General features: G+C 45.6%; 9 protein-coding genes. 8 read left to right on the forward strand and 1 reads right to left on the reverse strand.

Annotated elements, in window-relative coordinates; genetic code table 11:
• Positions 1-47 precede the first annotated feature (47 nt).
• The 5 genes from OB236_RS09240 (at position 48) to OB236_RS09260 (ending at position 12,294) form a co-directional block, all read left to right on the forward strand.
• Complete coding sequence (locus OB236_RS09240; protein ID WP_262683707.1) at positions 48-1,379, forward strand: ABC transporter substrate-binding protein; 1,332 nt, start codon at positions 48-50, stop codon at positions 1,377-1,379.
• A 28-nt stretch (positions 1,380-1,407) separates the two neighbouring features.
• A complete protein-coding gene (locus OB236_RS09245; RefSeq protein WP_262683708.1) occupies positions 1,408-2,421 on the forward strand; it encodes a zinc-binding alcohol dehydrogenase family protein in 1,014 nt (337 codons plus the stop codon).
• An 89-nt stretch (positions 2,422-2,510) separates the two neighbouring features.
• The gene (locus OB236_RS09250; protein ID WP_262683709.1) at positions 2,511-3,611 is read left to right on the forward strand and encodes a glycoside hydrolase family 88/105 protein; all 1,101 of its coding nucleotides are present in this window, start codon (positions 2,511-2,513) and stop codon (positions 3,609-3,611) included.
• A gap of 696 nt (positions 3,612-4,307) precedes the next feature.
• Positions 4,308-11,177 (forward strand): fibronectin type III domain-containing protein, encoded by a 6,870-nt coding sequence (locus OB236_RS09255; RefSeq protein WP_262683710.1) that lies wholly within the window; start codon positions 4,308-4,310, stop codon positions 11,175-11,177.
• A 190-nt stretch (positions 11,178-11,367) separates the two neighbouring features.
• On the forward strand, positions 11,368-12,294 hold the full coding sequence (locus OB236_RS09260) for a hypothetical protein (protein ID WP_262683711.1): 927 nt from the start codon (positions 11,368-11,370) through the stop codon (positions 12,292-12,294).
• A 208-nt stretch (positions 12,295-12,502) separates the two neighbouring features.
• Here the strand turns inward: OB236_RS09260 and OB236_RS09265 are convergent, their stop codons facing one another.
• Positions 12,503-12,817, reverse strand: coding sequence for a ribosomal protein L7/L12 (locus OB236_RS09265; RefSeq protein WP_262683712.1), 315 nt, complete (start codon positions 12,815-12,817; stop codon positions 12,503-12,505).
• Positions 12,818-13,575: 758 nt separating this feature from the next.
• Between OB236_RS09265 and OB236_RS09270 the strand changes: the two genes are divergently transcribed.
• From OB236_RS09270 to OB236_RS09280, 3 genes are all read left to right on the forward strand, one after another.
• Positions 13,576-14,283 (forward strand): DNA alkylation repair protein, encoded by a 708-nt coding sequence (locus OB236_RS09270; protein WP_262683713.1) that lies wholly within the window; start codon positions 13,576-13,578, stop codon positions 14,281-14,283.
• Positions 14,284-14,892: 609 nt separating this feature from the next.
• Positions 14,893-17,100 carry a PrsW family glutamic-type intramembrane protease gene (locus tag OB236_RS09275; protein ID WP_262683714.1) on the forward strand — a complete coding sequence of 736 codons (2,208 nt, stop codon included), beginning with the start codon at positions 14,893-14,895 and terminating at the stop codon, positions 17,098-17,100.
• A 15-nt stretch (positions 17,101-17,115) separates the two neighbouring features.
• On the forward strand, positions 17,116-17,616 hold the full coding sequence (locus OB236_RS09280; protein ID WP_262683715.1) for a hypothetical protein: 501 nt from the start codon (positions 17,116-17,118) through the stop codon (positions 17,614-17,616).
• Positions 17,617-17,705: the final 89 nt, after the last annotated feature.

Consider the following 17,705-nt stretch of genomic DNA (forward strand, 5'->3'; position numbering starts at 1 on the left):
GTTATAGGATTCAATCTGCCGTTAAATTATAATATGAAGTGTCAAAGGTGAAAACAAAGAAAAGGGTGATTACAGTGGGATTTGGACGTAAAAAGACGGCTGCTATGCTGTCGGTACTTGGCTTAAGCTTAACCTTATCAGCGTGCGGTTCGGGCAGTCCGACAGCTCAGCCTGCCCAAGGCGGGGATAAAAATCCGGAAGTAAAATTGCGGATTACATGGGCCGGTTCGCAAGTTAGACATGATGCTACGCTTAAAGCTTTGGATGCTTATACCAAGCTGCATCCTGAAGTGAAATTCGAGCCTGAGTATATGGGATTCGATACGTATTGGACCAAGATGGGTACGCTCTCCGCAGCCAGAAATTTGCCCGATATTTTGCAAATCGATACGAATATCTTGACGGATTACGCGCAGCGCGGTCAATTATTAGACATTGGAAGCGGTATCAATACAGCCGATATCGATCCTTCCCTGATTAAAGCCGGCAATGTGGATGGCAAGCAGTACGCGATTCCGATCGGTGCCAACGCCATAGCTTTGCATTACGATAAGGTGATGCTGGAGAAGCTGGGCATTCAGGTTCCCGTTCAAGGCTTCACATGGGACGAACTGATCAAGCTGGCGCGCGAGGTGAAACCGAAGCTGGACAAAGGAAAGTATTTGCTTCAGGATTTATCGGTTTCCATCTCAGGGAATGAAACGGACAAATATGAGATTTACCAGCTGGCCCAAGGCAAAGGCTTTCTGCACACGCCGGACGGTAAATTTAATATCGATAAAGACACCTTCGTAAAATTCAATCAGCTGTTTGCGGAGCTGCGCAAGGATGGTATCGTACCTCCGATTGATGTAACGGTAGCCAATAAGGAAAATGATCCAAAGCTAGACAATTTATTGAACGGTACCATCATGATCCAGCGTGGTTATGCGGCAAGCATCGGTGCTATTGATGGCGTAAAGCCGGGCCAATTCGGATTAATGGTTACACCTCAAGCTGTAAAATCAGGCTCCTTCCTGCTGCCTGCCCAATTTTTTGCGGTTTCTAAGGAGTCCAAATATCCAGAGCAGGCGAAGAAATTCATCGACTGGTTCGTGAATGATGTAGAAGCGGGCAAAATTTTAGGATTGTCGCGTGGACCGCAGGTTTCCAAAAAGGTTTCGGAAGCTCTCACTTATACGGATGTGGAGAAGCAGCAGATTGATCTGATCCAAAAGACAGCTCCTATCGCAAATGAATTCAAGAGCAGACCCAAAGGCTACGGCAGCTTTGTCGGCGAATACAACAAGATCTCTCAGCAAATCGGATTTGGCAAGATCACACCGGAGCAGGGCTTCGATGAGCTGAAGAAAAAATGGCAGGAAACAGTCGGCAAATAAGTGAAAACAAGTAGGGGAGACGAGCTGAATGAGAAGCATCGTTTGTCAACAAATCAATGAATTCAAAATGACTGAAGCGGAAATTCCCGTGCCGCAGCAGGGCGAATCGCTTGTCCGCATTAAAAGGATCGGTATATGTGGAACGGATCTTCATGCTTATAAAGGCAATCAGCCTTTCTTCAGCTATCCCCGCATACTGGGTCATGAGCTGTCAGGTATCGTTGAGCAGATTGAAGGCGAAGCAAAGGGGATTTCCGTCGGTGATCAAGTGGCGTTCATTCCTTATCTGGAATGCGGCGAATGTATTGCTTGCAGGAATGGCAAGACGAACTGCTGCACGAAGATGCGTGTGCTAGGCGTTCATACAGATGGCGGTATGAGAGAATTTATTGCTGTACCTACTGATCACCTGATCACAGTCAATCAGCTTACGCTGGATCAGGCAGCTGTATTGGAGCCATTGAGCATCGGCGCCCACGCTGTACGACGTGCCGATCCACAGTCGGGAGAGAAGGTGCTTGTCATTGGAGCGGGTCCGATCGGACTCGGGGTTATGGCCTTTGCCAAGCAGCGCGGTGCCGTTGTCATTGCGATGGATATGAACGATCAGCGTCTGCAGTTTTGTCGCGAATGGATCGGTGTCGACTATATCGTGAACGCATCCGATAATCCGAAGGAGCAGCTGGAGGCTATCACAGATGGTGACTATCCGACGATTGTGTGGGATGCCACGGGCAACCGGCATTCGATGACTGGTGCTTTTCAATGGGCAGCCCATGGCGGCAAGCTGGTATATGTCGGCTTGGTCAGTGCGGATATCACTTTCAACGATCCGGAGTTTCATAAAAAAGAGCTGACCCTAATGGGCAGCCGCAATGCCACCAAGGCGGATTTTGAGGTTGTCATTGAAGCTCTAAGCAGTGGCAAGATGGATATGAATGCTTATATTACAAATAAAACAAGCTTTGATAGCATGATCGCAGAATTTGAAGGATGGTTGGATCCGGCGAACGGTGTCATTAAAGCGATGGTTGAGATTTAAGAGCAAACGGCAAGCAGTGCGTGTTCACCAAGAGCCTTGGGCAATCTTGGGGGAACGCGCATTTTCATGAATTTAGGAGGTAGTTGACAATGACTTATGCACAAATTGATTTACTTAAGGAGCAGTATCGAACAGAAGAGAAGTGGTATTCGCTGCGCTGGCATTATATTGAAAGCTGCATTCTCAAGGCTTATCAGGACAGCTACGAGCAGACAGGAGACCAATCCGAGTACAATTTTGCCAAAAGCTTTATCGATCGTCAATTTAATGAAGCGGGTATTATTGAATTCATTGATGTGAATTATTACAGCATAGATCAGATCCGGATGGCCTCTAACCTGTTCGCGCTTTATAAACAGGAGAAGGATAAGAGATACAAAGGCGTGCTGGACCTGATTTATAGGCAGCTGGATTCGTATCCGCGTACGAAATCGGGAAGCTTCTGGCACAAGGAGAATTATCCGAATCAGGTTTGGCTTGACGGTTTGTTTATGGGGCAGCCGTTTTATGTGCAGTATGTGAAGGAGTTCGGCGAAACCAAGGATTATTCCGATACCCTGCGCCAATTCGCGAATGCGCGCCAATTTATATATGATGACAGTAAAAAGCTATACGCGCATGCCTATGATGAGAGCCGTGAAATTTTCTGGTGCGACCCTGTTACGGGGCATTCTCCTCATGTATGGGGGCGTGCTGTGGGCTGGCTGGTCATGGCACTGGTCGATGTGCTGGAACTGCTTGAAAACGAGCCTGCTGATACGGAGCCATTAAAGGCGATGCTGCTGGAAACGATCAATGACATGCTGCCTCATCAGCACGAAGGTGGCATGTGGTTCCAGGTCGTAGATCATGAGGACAGCGCAGGCAATTACCTGGAGTCTAGTGGAACGTTGATGCTGGCTTATGCCATCTTAAAAGGGGTGCGGCTTGGATATCTACCCAAGGAATATGCAGTGCACGGTAAAAAAGCTTTTGATGGTACCGTAAAGGAATACGTTCATGAGGTAGACGGTGAAATCCGGCTGGGCGGTATTTGTAAAAGTGCAGGACTTGGCAGAAATCCGGACACGGGTATTGTACGCGACGGCAGCTATACATACTATATTACCGGTGAGCAGGTTGTGGAGAACAACGGACACGGGGTTGCACCGCTGCTGCTGGCTTACAATGAGATTAATCTGCTGAAATAATTTGAATGGATGAGATCCAATTTGTTGTCATTACCATCGACAATAAATTGGATCTTTTGTAATATTTCGGAATTTTTGTCATCTAACTCAACGTACTGGCTACTATGATCACTTAGTCATCTTTGTAGTAATATCGGGTAGATTTAATACAGACCTACAGGATCATGGCAGACCAGATGTGACGGCAATATTTACGAATTCCATAAGTATTTTTCTATTCATTTTTCAGTGAGCTTTTAAGAGAAAAGCGTTTCACTATAGAGGGAGTATAGATCAATGCAGAAAAACGTATCACAAATAAACGGATAAATTTTTCGTAGGGAATAATTCGATAAAGCAGCGGTGTAATGCGTTTTTTTCTATGAAATGGCCGAATCTTTCATTATTCTTTTATTTGGTTGTTGTAGACTTACATTATGAAAGTTATTATTCTGTCCACGAGTTGAAGTCTCCAGAAGAAATCGAAGTGTCACCATCCCCGTACTAAGCGAGGATAGGATAAAGAATCACGTTAGGAAAGCATAGATCAACAGCAATCAGATACCATACAGACATTCTTCCATCTCGGATGAAATAATGAATTCACACCATAAATCTAACATCAGATGACAGATATATATATATTTGAAGTTACGATTTAGAATTACATAGATTTCGTTATGGGTTCAAAATTAGGTTTTGGAGGTTAGAGGCATTATGCGAAAATATTTTAAGAAATTCAGCCTGTTGTTATTCATTTTGTTCTTTTTTGTAACTGTATTTGTTGTAAATCCTTCAAATGTATTTGCAGCATCCAGTGGTACAGCCAACGGAACCTATGATTTCAGCGGTCCATTGAAGGTGAACAATAGTGGAGGCGCCGGTTATGCAATCTTTGCTGATAAGTTCGTTGTGAGCAATGGTTTTGCTATTGCAGGTTCGCAATTATGGTCTGAGAATCAGCAAACTGCTAACACAGCTGGAACCCTTGTTATCAAGGCTGAAGGCACGGCAACGTGCAGGACATTTACCTTTAAGGATTTGGGTATTAGTTCTTATGAAGCATCAGGTCAGAATCTTACCTCTCTTTCTGTAGTCTTAAAAGATACGGTGGGCGCTACAATTGCTACTCTCTCCAACTCAGGGAGTGTCATCCTTACAAGTAATACCGCTCAATTGAGCAGCTTGCTTGGAGGGTCACCTTATAGTTACGACAATGTTGCCTCTATTACGATAACGTGGAAATTTGCAAATAACTTGGCACCCTCGAATTTAAACTTTGATAATATTACGATTGCCAATGTGGTCGGAGCGGACGTCATGCCACCGACGGTGTCTGACGGTACTCTTAGTGCTTCAGGTATCACGGCAACTGGTGTTACGCTGAGCTGGACAAAGGCCACGGATGCGGTGAGTGCGCCAAGCGCGCTGCAGTATCAAGTATATCGCTCCAGCAGCAATAACCTCAACACGGTCACTAATATCGAAACGAATGGCACGGCACTTGGCAGCTATACGGCGGATGTCGGCACGTATAGTGTGGCGGGACTAGCGGAAGGCGCAAGCTATTACTTTAATGTCATTGTGAAGGATGAGGGCGGCAATAAGACGGCCTATACAATGAAGCAGGTTGTGACGCCAGACATCACGTCACCGGTTGTGTCCGTTGGGACAATAAGCACGTCAGGCCTCACTGGGATAGGAGTAATGCTGAACTGGACGAAGGCCACGGATGCGGTAAGTGCGGCAAGCGCGCTGCAGTATCAACTATACCGTTCCAGCAGCAACAACCTCAACACAGTGGCGAATATGGAAGCCAATGGGACGGCAGTAGGCAGCTATACGGCGAATATCGGCACGTATAATGTGGCGGGCCTAACGGAAAACACAACTTATTATTTTAACGTAATCGTGAAGGATGAGGCGGGCAATAAGACGGCCTACACAATGAAGCAGGTTGTGACGCCAGACATGACGTCGCCAGTTGTATCCGTTGGGACAATAGGCACATCAGGTATTACAGCAACAGGAGCAACGTTGATCTGGACGAAGGCGACGGATGCGGTAAGTGCGCCAAGCGCACTGCAGTATCAAGTGTATCGCTCCAGCAGCAATAACCTGAATACGGTGGCAAATATTGAAGCCAACGGAACAGCAGTGGGCAGCTATACAGCGGACATTGGTACATATAGTGTAACGGGCCTGACGGAAAGTACAACTTATTATTTTAATGTAATTGTGAAGGACGAAGCGGGCAATAAGACGGCCTACACAATGAAGCAGGTTGTGACTTCTGATATCACAGCACCAGTAGTGTCGGATCGGACGCTCAGCACGACAGACTTAACAGCAACAGGAGTAACGCTGAGCTGGACGAAGGCGACGGATGCGGTAAGTGCGCCAAGCGCGCTGCAGTATCAAGTGTATCGCTCCAGCAGCAATAACCTCAACACGGTGGCGAATATTGAAACGAACGGAACAGCAGTGGGCAGCTATACAGCGGACATTGGTACATATAGTGTAATGGGCCTAACGGAAAGTACAACTTATTACTTTAATGTAATCGTGAAGGACGAGGCGGGCAATAAGACGGCCTATACAACGAAGCAGGTTGTAACTTCAGACATCACATCACCGGCAGTGTCCGTTGGGACAATAAGCACGTCAGGCCTCACCGGGACCGGAATAACGCTGAACTGGACAAAGGCGACGGATGCAGTAAGTGCGCCAAGCGCGCTGCAGTATCAGGTGTATCGCTCCAGCAGCAACAACCTCAACACGGTGGCAAATATGGAAGCCAATGGAACAGCAGTCGGCAGTTATACGGCGGATATTGGTACATATAATGTGTCGGGCCTAACGGAAAGCACAACCTATTACTTCAACTTAATCGTGAAGGATGAGGCGGGCAATAAGACGGCCTACACAATGAAGCAGGTTGTAACTTCAGATATCACAGCACCAGCGGTGTCGGATGGGACGCTCAACACGACAGACTTAACAGCAACAGGAGTAACGCTGAACTGGACGAAGGCCATGGATACGGTGAGTGCACAAGGTGCGCTGCAGTATCAAGTGTATCGTTCCAGCAGCAATAACCTGAATACGGTGGCAAATATTGAAGCCAACGGAACAGCAGTAGGCAGCTATACGACGGATATTGGTACATATAGTGTGACGGGTCTAACGGAAAGTACAACTTACTACTTTAATGTAATCGTGAAGGACGAGGCGGGCAATAAGACGGCCTACGTAATGAAGCAGGTTGTAACTTCAGATATCACAGCACCAGCGGTGTCGGATGGGACGCTCAACACGACAGACTTAACAGCAACAGGAGTAACGCTGAACTGGACGAAGGCAACGGATACGGTGAGTGCACCAAGTGCGCTGCAGTATCAAGTGTACCAATCCAGCAGTAATAACCTAGACACGATAGCGAATATTGAAACGAACGGAACAGCAGTCGGCAGTTATACGGCGGATATTGGTACATATAGTGTAACGGGCTTAATCGAAAGTACAACTTATTACTTTAACGTAATCGTGAAGGACGAAGCGGGCAATAAGACCGCCTACACAATGAAACAGGTTGTGACTTCTGATATCACAGCACCAGTAGTGTCGGATCGGACGCTCAGCACGACAGACTTAACAGCAACAGGAGTAACGCTGAGCTGGACGAAGGCGACGGATGCGGTAAGTGCGCCAAGCGCGCTGCAGTATCAAGTGTATCGCTCCAGCAGCAATAACCTCAACACGGTGGCGAATATTGAAACGAACGGAACAGCAGTGGGCAGCTATACAGCGGACATTGGTACATATAGTGTGACGGGCCTAACGGAAAGTACGACGTATTACTTCAACGTAATCGTGAAGGACGAAGCGGGCAATAAGGCGGCCTACACAACAAAGCAGGTTGTGACCACCGATATCACAGCACCTACAGTGTCGGATCAGACGCTCAGCACGACAGACTTAACAGCAATAGGATTAACGCTAAACTGGACGAAGGCGACGGATACGGTGAGTGCACCAAGCGCGCTGCAGTATCAAGTGTATCGCTCCAGCAGTAATAACCTAGACACGATAGCGAATATTGAAACGAACGGAACGTTAGTAGGCAGCTATACGGCTGACATCGACGCGTATAATGTGACGGGCTTAACAGAAAGCACGACCTATTACTTCAACGTAATTGTGAAGGATGAGGCAGGCAATAAGGCGGCTTACACAACAAAGCGGGTTGTGACTTCCGATATCACAGCACCAGTAGTAACGGATGGGACGCTCAACACTACAGACTTAACAGATACAGGAGTAACGCTGAGCTGGACGATGGCCACTGATACAGTGAGTGCGCCAAGCGCGCTGCAGTATCAAGTATACCAATCCAGCAGTAATAACCTAGACACGATAGCGAATATCGAAGCCAACGGAACGTTAGTAGGCAGCTATACGGTTGACATCGACGCGTATAATGTGACGGGCCTTACGGCCAGCACGGCCTATCACTTTAATGTCATTGTGAAGGACGAATCGGGTAATAAGACCGCCTACACGTCGAAACAAGTCACCACAGACGCAGCGCCTACGTTTACGATAAACGCTATCGATAACCATTCTGTCGCGGCGTTGACGGTTGGATATGCAGCGGGTACTCCAGAAACCAAGACGATCAGGGTATCTCGAACAGGAACCGGAAATTTGACGGGCTTGAGGGCAGCATTAAGTGGTACGAATGCGAACGATTTTATTATTGACCAGCCGAATGAAACAACTTTGAGCAGTGCAGTACCGTCTACCACCTTTACAATAAAGGCACAGGACGGCTTAGCAGTAGGAACGTACAACGCAACTGTATCTGTATCGGCGGACCATATGACCGACGAGAAGTTTACCGTCACTCAGGTTGTGTATGCAGTTGAACCTACCATGATTGTATCCGCATCACCTGGAGACGGTTATGTGAACCTTACTTGGAAATCTGTTGGTATGGAAGGATACAAGGTATTTCAGTCAACGGTATCTGGTTCCTACGGATCCGCTGTAGATACGGTCGGTGGTTCTGTTTACAGTTCCAAGATCACTGGACTCGTGAACGGCACAACGTATTTTTTTGTAGTCCGTTCTATTCATGGAGGCATAGAAAGTCAAGTATCAAATGAAGTTAACCGTACACCACAGGTGGCTGCTCCTGATGTACCGGTACTGCAATCTGCGATCGCAGGGGACGGGCATGTAAATTTGCATTGGAATTCTGTAGTCGGTTCAAAAGAGTATCAAATATTTAGCAGCAATACGGCAGGTTCTTACGGAGCGCCGTTAGCAACGGTCAATGGATCCGTGTATGCCTATGATGCTGTGGGTTTGATTAACGGAATGACTTATTATTTTGTACTAAAAGCATCGAATCCAGGAGGAGATAGCGCAGCTTCCAATGAACGAAGTGCTGTTCCCCAAGTTGCATCGCCATCCGTTCCATCTATATCTTCAGCTGCAACAGGTAATGGACAGGTAAGGCTAACTTGGAATGGAGTTGCAGGTTCAACAGGGTATAAGATATATAAAAGTACAGTTGCTCGAACCTATGCAGCAGAAACAACAACTGTTAGCAGCTCCGTATACAGCTATGAAGTTTCAGGTCTGATCAATGGAACAACCTACTATTTTATAATGAAAGCAACGAATCCAGGAGGAGATAGCGTGGCTTCCAATGAAGTAAGTGCGGTTCCCCAAGTAGCATCACCATCTGTTCCATCTATATCGTCAGCTGCAGCAGGTAATGGACAGGTAAGGCTAACTTGGAATGGAGTTGCAGGTTCTACAGGATATAAAATATACAAGAGTACAGTTGGTGGAACCTATGCAGAAGCAATAACTGTTAGCGGCTCCGTATATAGCTATGAAGTTAGAGGTTTGATCAATGGAACAAGCTACTACTTTATAATAAAAGCAACAAATCCAGGAGGAGATAGCGCAGCTTCCAATGAGATCAGTGCCACCCCAAAGACGGTACCGGCAGCACCAACTGGTGTTATAGCATCAGGAGGCAATACGCAGGCAATAGTGAGCTTTACAGCACCTGCTGATAACGGTGGAAGTGAAATAACAGGATTCGAAGCCATTGCATTACCAGGTAATATCTCGCTTAGTGGCATTTCAAGTCCGATTACATTTACAGGTTTATCAAATGGAACAACGTATACGTTTAAGGTAAAAGCAGTTAATAGCGCGGGCAGCAGTGAGGCTTCCGTGGCTTCAAACGAAGTCACACCAAGATCCTTTTCAAACAACAACAATAGTGGTAGTAGTGGCGCAGCGGCGCAGCCGACAACAGGGATTGACGTACTATTCAATGGTAAACAAGAACAGATAGGAACTGCTACAACAAGAATAGTGGATGGGCAAACGGTAACGACAATTACTTTTGACCCCAAGAAGTTGGGAGAAAAGCTAGCTGCGGAGGATAAGAAAGCGGTGATCACGATACCTGTGAGTACAGCTTCCGATGTTGTTATCGGAGAGTTTGACGGACAAATGGTCAAAAGTATGGAACAAAAGCAAGCTGTAGTTGTCATACAAACAGCCAGCGCTTCTTACACATTGCCAGCACAGCAAATCGATATCAATTCGATCATTGGAACATTTGGAAAGAACTCAGCACTCCAGGACATTAAGATTCAGATCATGATTGCTAAACCAACAGCGGATACACTAAAAATCGTTGAAGATGCAGCTCAAAAAGGCGGGTTTACTGTAGTTGTACCGCCACTCAATTTTATAATAAAAGCTACTTATGAGGGTACAACCATTGAAGTGTCCCAGTTCAACGTATATGTGGAAAGGACAATTGCCATTCCAGATGGCGTTGATCCTAAACATATAGCAACTGGTATTGTTGTTGATCCTGACGGAAGCGTCCGTCATGTTCCCACCCGGATTGTCGTTGTTGCAAATAAGCAATTTGCTAAGGTAAACAGCTTGACCAACAGTACATACGCAATTGTATGGCATCCAGTTACTTTTAAGGATCTCGAAAACCACTGGGCAAAAGAGGCTGTCAACGATATGGGATCCAGAATGGTTATCAACGGGGTAAGTAATGACACCTTTGCGCCAGATCAAAACATAACACGTGCTGAATTTGCAGCTATGATCGTTCGCGCATTGGGACTGAAAGCAGATAACGGCTTGAGCCCGTTTAAGGATGTTCAATCAAGCGCATGGTATAACGGTTATGTGAACACAGCGTTGAATGGCAGTATTGTTACTGGATTTGATAATGGTACATTTGCTCCAGAAGATAAGATTACCAGAGAACAGGCCATGATGATGATTGCCAATGCGATGAAAATAACCGGTCTTCAGGTTAATCTTCAAGCACAAGAGGCTGGACAATTGCTGAGTAAATTTGACGACGGCAATCTTGCAGCGGAATGGGCGAGGGATAGTATCGCAAATTGCTTGGATGCGGGAATTGTTACTGGCAGGAACGGTAATCAGCTTGAGCCCAAAGAGTCTATCTCAAGAGCGGAGGTTGCAGCTCTTGTTCAGAGACTTCTACAAAAATCTGGACTGATCTAAACTAACAGCCAGTATATAAGGTCGTGTCAGGTTATTGCTGAATATTCATTCGTCTTGTCGCTATGGCAAAATTCAACTTTCAATTAACTTCGCCATACTTCCGCCATGTTCAGGAGCTTTCTACTCTGACATAATATGGTTAACCATAACAGGGAGTGGTGTTATTCCCACTCTTATAGGAGGAATTGGCATGTTTCATAAAACGGTGACGCTGCAACCTTTTGTTGATATTTCGGTGCATACCGAGGGATTCGAGATGGTCTCAGCTCAGTTCGGCGGCGATAACTGCGTATATGTCCTGCTGATTAACCAGATCCCGGAACGGGAACGTGGAATGTTCGTCCCATCGGCTCTGAAGCTAACGTATACCTACAAGGTACTGATCGTAGAAGATCAATATATCGATGAAGTAGTGATTGGGGGTCAGCATTTTAATTATCATTATGTCCAACCGCTTCGTAGACATCTGCTGTTGGTCGGAGCGCGCTGCTCTTATTATGGTGCAGACAAATATGATCTGAATGCCAAAGTGTGTGATTATAAAGGACGTACCATTCGTGAGTTCCTGCTTGGGGACGGGATTCAGAGTGTTCAAGTGACGGAGAAAGGTACCATCTGGACCAGCTATTTCGACGAAGGCGTCTTCGGAAATAACGGTTGGGATCAACCTGTCGGCGCGCACGGCCTTCTAGCCTGGGATGAGCATGGCAACAAAATATACGAAGATAATGTCGCGGATATTGCCGATTGTTATGCATTGAATGTTGTCCATGAGGAGGAGGTCTGGTTTTATTATTATACAGACTTCTTGCTGGGTTGCATCACAGGAGGACCCGGTCAGGCCAAGGTCAGTTTTATGAATCCTGAGATTTCCGGATCGGCTGGGTTCTGTACCGATGGTTGTCACTTCTTGTTCGACGGTGGTTACGGAAAAAGTGGAGACTACATTATCAAGAAAAATGAAAAAGCGGCGAGCTTGACCAAAGGGCACAAGGTACATTTTCTGAATGAAAAAGCCGAGCCACTTGCACCGCTAACGCAAGATTTTCGAGAAGATCGCGTGTTGTTCAGTAAAAATAATTTGTTATACCAGGTATCGATTAAAGAATTGGTTTGATGATGCTTGAACAATCCGATTGCGACTGATGAGGGATTATAGTGAAGTGGCCTTCGTTGGACGAGGTTTTGGGGCTGTGACAGGTTGAGAAAAAATAATCTGCATCAGCCCTCGTTGGGTTCTTCTACAAACAGCCTGCAAACAAGAACCGGCGACTCCGAGCGTGTAAGCCAAGGCACGGATATATGGATATGGAAAATGAAGTCGTTTAGTACTGCCCCCGCTCCAAGCTATCTACATAATCCTTGGCTTCTTTGAGGCCAAGACCACTAGCTTTTTTGAACTCTTTAATTGCCTGAATCCTTTTTCCTGAAGCAAGCAGCAAGCGCAATCTCTCATCAAGATTTGAAGAGGGCGGTGTATTAAGGTTTGGCTTGGAGGATCCGTATACTTTCGGCCCGATGTTAGGCCCTTGCAGATCCGATTTTATTTCATTAAGCTGTCTCTGCAAGCTGAACACTTTCAGCAGAAGCAAGAGAGACAAGGCTAAAGCGCTGAGGGCAATAATTTCCACAGTCTCCATTTGAAATCTCCCCTTCCCATATGATAGTTCATTATAGCACAATCACTATTATGGGCAGTAGAGTCTACGGATGTTCATCGGCCCGCGAGGCACCGGTACGGAGATTACTTTGATACCCATAGCCCTATCATGATCCCACCATCACCGCTACGGCCTTGGTCTGCCCGTGGCATTTCGAGGAAGAGGAATCTGGCAGACAGCCCTGCACTGCCCAACCGCATCGGGGCTGGGACTTCGTTACTTAAGGCAGTGAAGGTTCGTAGATGAGTCTCGAGGAAGTAGCAGAAAATGTTTGATTTATATAAGAGGACAAGAACATTACCCTATTCTCGAGCGAAGTTGAACTCATTTAATTATTCAGTTAAGCTAGTATAGGCCGAGAGTTATCTCCCTCGTTCTCCGTGATTGCCGGGCATGTGAAGAGATAAAAGTAAAATTATAACGCCACTACAAGCCCTCACAACAGCAATAATGTGATAAATGGCTTAGTAATCCGAGCAGGAAGTGGATAAAGAACGACTGACGTTAACCTTTATCAATAGCAACGACGCTGGCTTTTTAAATGAATGCAATCGACCCCGGTTACCAAGATGAAAAGTTCAACCGCTAATTTCTAGATTGAGCTTTTTTTTCTATGATAATTTTGGAGTTTTTTTCACTTGATAATATTAGAAATAAGTTCAATTTTGAGGATAATTGTCTAGTGTTTGATGGAAAACTTTAAGGGCAAACAATCCAAAAGAAAGAAGTGTTAAACAATGAATGTAGAAATGGTTATGCAGGAGCTTGAAGCTCTCGGCAAGGAACGAACTAAGAAAATTTACGGATCGAATGGCGCGCACGAACCGCTTTTTGGCGTGGCTACAGGCGATATGAAGCCCATTGCCAAGAAAATTAAAAAAAATCAACTTTTGGCTGAGCAGCTATACACCACAGGGAACTACGACGCAATGTACTTTGCCGGCATAATTGCAGACCCAAAAGCCATGACTGAAGTGGATTTTGAGCGTTGGATGGATATGGCTTATTTTTATATGCTGTCCGATTATGTGGTTGCAGTAACCTTGTCAGAAACAGATATTGCACAAGAAGTTGCCGATAAATGGATCGCGAGCAGCGAAGAACTGAGAATGTCAGCGGGCTGGAGTTGTTACTGCTGGCTCTTGGGTAATCGCCCGGACGGTGAATTTTCTAAAAGCAAAATTGCCAATATGCTTGAAATTGTGGAAAATACGATTCACGATTCTCCCGAACGAACTAAATACGCTATGAATAATTTTATTTACACAGTGGGGGTATCCTATTTGCCACTCCATGATAAGGCGGTCGAGACCGCAAAGGCAGTAGGCCCAGTAGAAGTTAAACGGGAAAAGACAAAAAGCAGTTTCCTACTCGCTTCCGAAAATATTCAAAAGGCAGTAGATAAAGGGCAACTTGGTTTCAAACGCAAACATGTTAGGTGTTAAACTATAATGGGTTCCTTCCTTTCTTAAATGGCCCCGATATGCTACTAATGTAGCAATGAACGTATTGGATAATCCGTCACCATCCCATAAAAAACTCGCAGCACACATTGACCAGTATGTACGATGAGTAACCATATAAACCTGAAGGATGAGCATAATGATCATCCTTGTTTTTATGTCTTTAGATAAAAAAGAAATCCTACAAGTCATTCTCCGGAATGACTATTTGCGGCAACGCATTATGGATATGTCTTACTAGCCGGAGACGATCCCGATTTTCCGTTTTTGGGTTGCTTCCTTTTTCGGATTCATTTTTGCTTATAGTTTCCATGTACTATTTTTACATCTTAAACCTGGTTTTCAGGGTTTCTTATCGACATAACCCACCAAAATTTGAGACCAGCGCCTTTTGCCACATTTTATAAGAATGTCTATAATACTAGTATCCTGTGGGTAATAGGTTAGGTCATGTTGCGAGTGTTACTCTATAAACCTCCGATCGATCGGTGACTCTGGTTTTCATGAATTCATTTATTTATCCATGGCCGGACCGTCGTCAAGGGAGACGTCCCATTCGTACGAGGCCGGCTTTCAAAGGAGGCGACCGTAGTGAATACGATCTGGTCCATTCGAACCGGAATCCGGGATTTCCTTGAGGTCATCTATCGAACTTGCCAAGCATGGATTGAGAAATATCCGTTTATTAAAACGGCATATATGGTTTTTTCCTGGTTGTCGCTAATCATGTTTGCTTTAAGCTTGGTTTTCGTTAAAGAATCGCGAACCATGATGGTTCAATATTTATGGTCGTTTTATGTGCTGCTGCAATTTTGGTTTCTGTGCCGAAGCAAAACGATGCCGTGGAAGCCGATCGTTCTGTTCGTTCTGGCAGGCGTTTTTCTTGTCGTACCGTTCACGACGCTTACGGTGAATGCTCTCCACGTGCTTTTCAGCGGAAAAACATCCGACCTTTGGTCTATTGCTGTGATCACGCCGATTTTCGAAGAATTGTGGAAGCTCCTTCCTCTAGGTATATTTCTGTTGTTTTCACGTCGAGCTTCCGCCTTGAGTTTAAGCGATTACACGCTTATCGGTGCGGCAACCGGCGTGGGCTTCCAACTGATGGAGGAGCTTTCCCGAAGATGGCTAAGTTCCGGCATTCTTGCGAAAAAGTTCGGCTACAGCTTTACGATGCTGGGCGGCGAAACTATCCATTGGGACTTTTTCTCGCTGTTCCCGGGGCGCTTCGAAGAAAGTCTGTTTCCGACGCTAATGACCGTCGGTCATCCTGTACATACCGCCATGATAGCGCTTTCCTGCGGGATAGCGTATCGGCTACGGACAAGACTGACGAAATGGGTTTTTCTGTTCCCGGTAATCATTTTGCTTTGGTCCATCCTGGATCACGCGGCCTATAACGGCCAACATAAGCTGCCAGGTTGGGTGTTCCGGCTTCATGATTGGATCGGCAGCGGTTATACAACTCAGCCGACCTTCTTGTTAATGCTGGCCACATCGCTTTTTGCCGATTACTGGTCGCTGAACAAAATACGAAACCGCCTTCCGTCGCTGCCGAACGAGCCGTTTCTTAATCCGTTTATTGAGCTGTGTAATATGGCCCGCTCTTTTTGTCTGGACCGGGGAAAATTCATATATTGGCTCAGCTTTTACCGGGAACGCAGGGAGCTTGGATTTCATTTGCTCTACGGGAACGAGGAAGCTACCGACCGCAAGGAGGTTGTCCAGGCTCAGGTGAAAGCTCTTTGCCAGACGCTGACCGTACTTACGTTGATTCTTCTCGTGGCCAGTCTGTTCGCAGGCATCGGGGCTTATACGGGTGGAGGGGAAACAGCATGTTTCGCCTGCATGTTCGATTCGCTGCAAGATTGGTGGGATCGGCTGGAATGGTATGAACAGGGCGCGCTCTTGCTCGGGGCCCTTGCCTTGTCGCTGCTGTTCGTTGGATTCTGGCCGGCTTTAGGCATCGGGCTGTCGGCGGTGGGAATCGCTGGAAGCGGACATGAGATTGCCGGTTATATCCGCGATCCAAAGAAGCTGCTGACTCCCGAAAATATGCTTTCTGTGGCTATAGGCATTGCGATAAGCCGAATCCCATTCGGCAAAGCGCTACGATGGGTGGGGGAGAAAGGACGCCGTTATGTGCGCAAGCTTCTGGATAAGCTCGGTTCCCGGAAGCCGGATGTCGACGTCCCGGTTAAACCAAAACCTCCGAAGAATGACGGCATAAGCCCGGACAAGCATCCGGACGATCCCAAGAAGCCGGATGACGATACGCCGAATAAAGCCGATGAAGGGACGGGGGAGCTTAAAACCGAAGAAGTTATTGCTCCACAAAGTGGTAAAGCGATTAAGGTTTATACAGATGGAAATACGATAATACCAGTTGATAAAATTGAGAAATATTTGAGAGGCAAGGTCAACGTTAATATTCAAGAATTGACAAAAGAACTTCGAGATTTAAAGCAATTAAGACAGACCCAAAGAAAGGTATTTGATGCAGACCCTCAAAACGCCGAACGTATTAAAAGACTTGAAAAAATGAAACATAATTTTGACCGTTCGGATGATATGAGACAAAAACTTGAGTCGATAGGACTTAGTGATACAATAGAGAATAATCAGTCCATTGCACAACATTTATTAGAAGTAGGTAAACAGGTAAACCCTGAAAACACACTGGATTTCCCAAGTATACTCGAAGGTCCCGATGGGAAACTCAAGGTATTAACAACATGGAAAATGGTTGATGGACAACCATACTTATCAACAATAAAGTTAATCCCAACAACTATTTAGTTATGGAGGTGTATGATGGAAAACAATGAGCAAATAGCAAAAGCAACGGCATTGGACAGAATAGTTAATTACGAGACGTATATTTCCAGTATGAATAATGCCCAATTAATTGCGATTGTTATCAGTTTAGAGGATTTTGAAGAAGCCGCTTCTGCTTTAACAGAACTATCTATAAGGGATAAGGAAAAAGCAACACCTTTCTGCTCTAAGATACTGGAAGAAAACCTGGGGGATGAGTTTCTCCAAGCGGTTGCATTTAATTTGCTTTATGAAGGTGACCATGAAAAGGCTATGGAGATCATTAACAAAAATGTATCAAGTGCTCCTGCGGCATTATTAGGGGCAATAATGGACAATTTATCTACGGATAGTTTACAACCATTTGGACAGACACTTTCATCAGGGCTTCTAAATTCAATTGTAGACAGATATTTAGAATTGAGTAATGCTGACAAGAAACGTATTCTTGAGAATTATGAATGGTTTCAGGAATCCTATGAAGACAAACTTTTGTAATTAGTAGCAGCAAACAACAACCGTTGAGTTCAATTGAGAAGAAACTAAGAGAAGTGGACACGGAAAGTTCTTGTTAAGTCATATGAACT

It is taken from the genome of Paenibacillus baimaensis (genome assembly GCF_025567575.1).

Coding starts and splice junctions, on each gene's coding strand:
- OB236_RS09245 (WP_262683708.1), top strand. CDS start 1,408: ATGAGAAGCATCGTTTGTCAACAAATCAATGAATTCAAAATGACTGAA.
- OB236_RS09250 (WP_262683709.1), top strand. CDS start 2,511: ATGACTTATGCACAAATTGATTTACTTAAGGAGCAGTATCGAACAGAA.
- OB236_RS09255 (WP_262683710.1), top strand. CDS start 4,308: ATGCGAAAATATTTTAAGAAATTCAGCCTGTTGTTATTCATTTTGTTC.
- OB236_RS09260 (WP_262683711.1), top strand. CDS start 11,368: ATGTTTCATAAAACGGTGACGCTGCAACCTTTTGTTGATATTTCGGTG.
- OB236_RS09265 (WP_262683712.1), bottom strand. CDS start 12,817: ATGGAGACTGTGGAAATTATTGCCCTCAGCGCTTTAGCCTTGTCTCTC.
- OB236_RS09270 (WP_262683713.1), top strand. CDS start 13,576: ATGAATGTAGAAATGGTTATGCAGGAGCTTGAAGCTCTCGGCAAGGAA.
- OB236_RS09280 (WP_262683715.1), top strand. CDS start 17,116: ATGGAAAACAATGAGCAAATAGCAAAAGCAACGGCATTGGACAGAATA.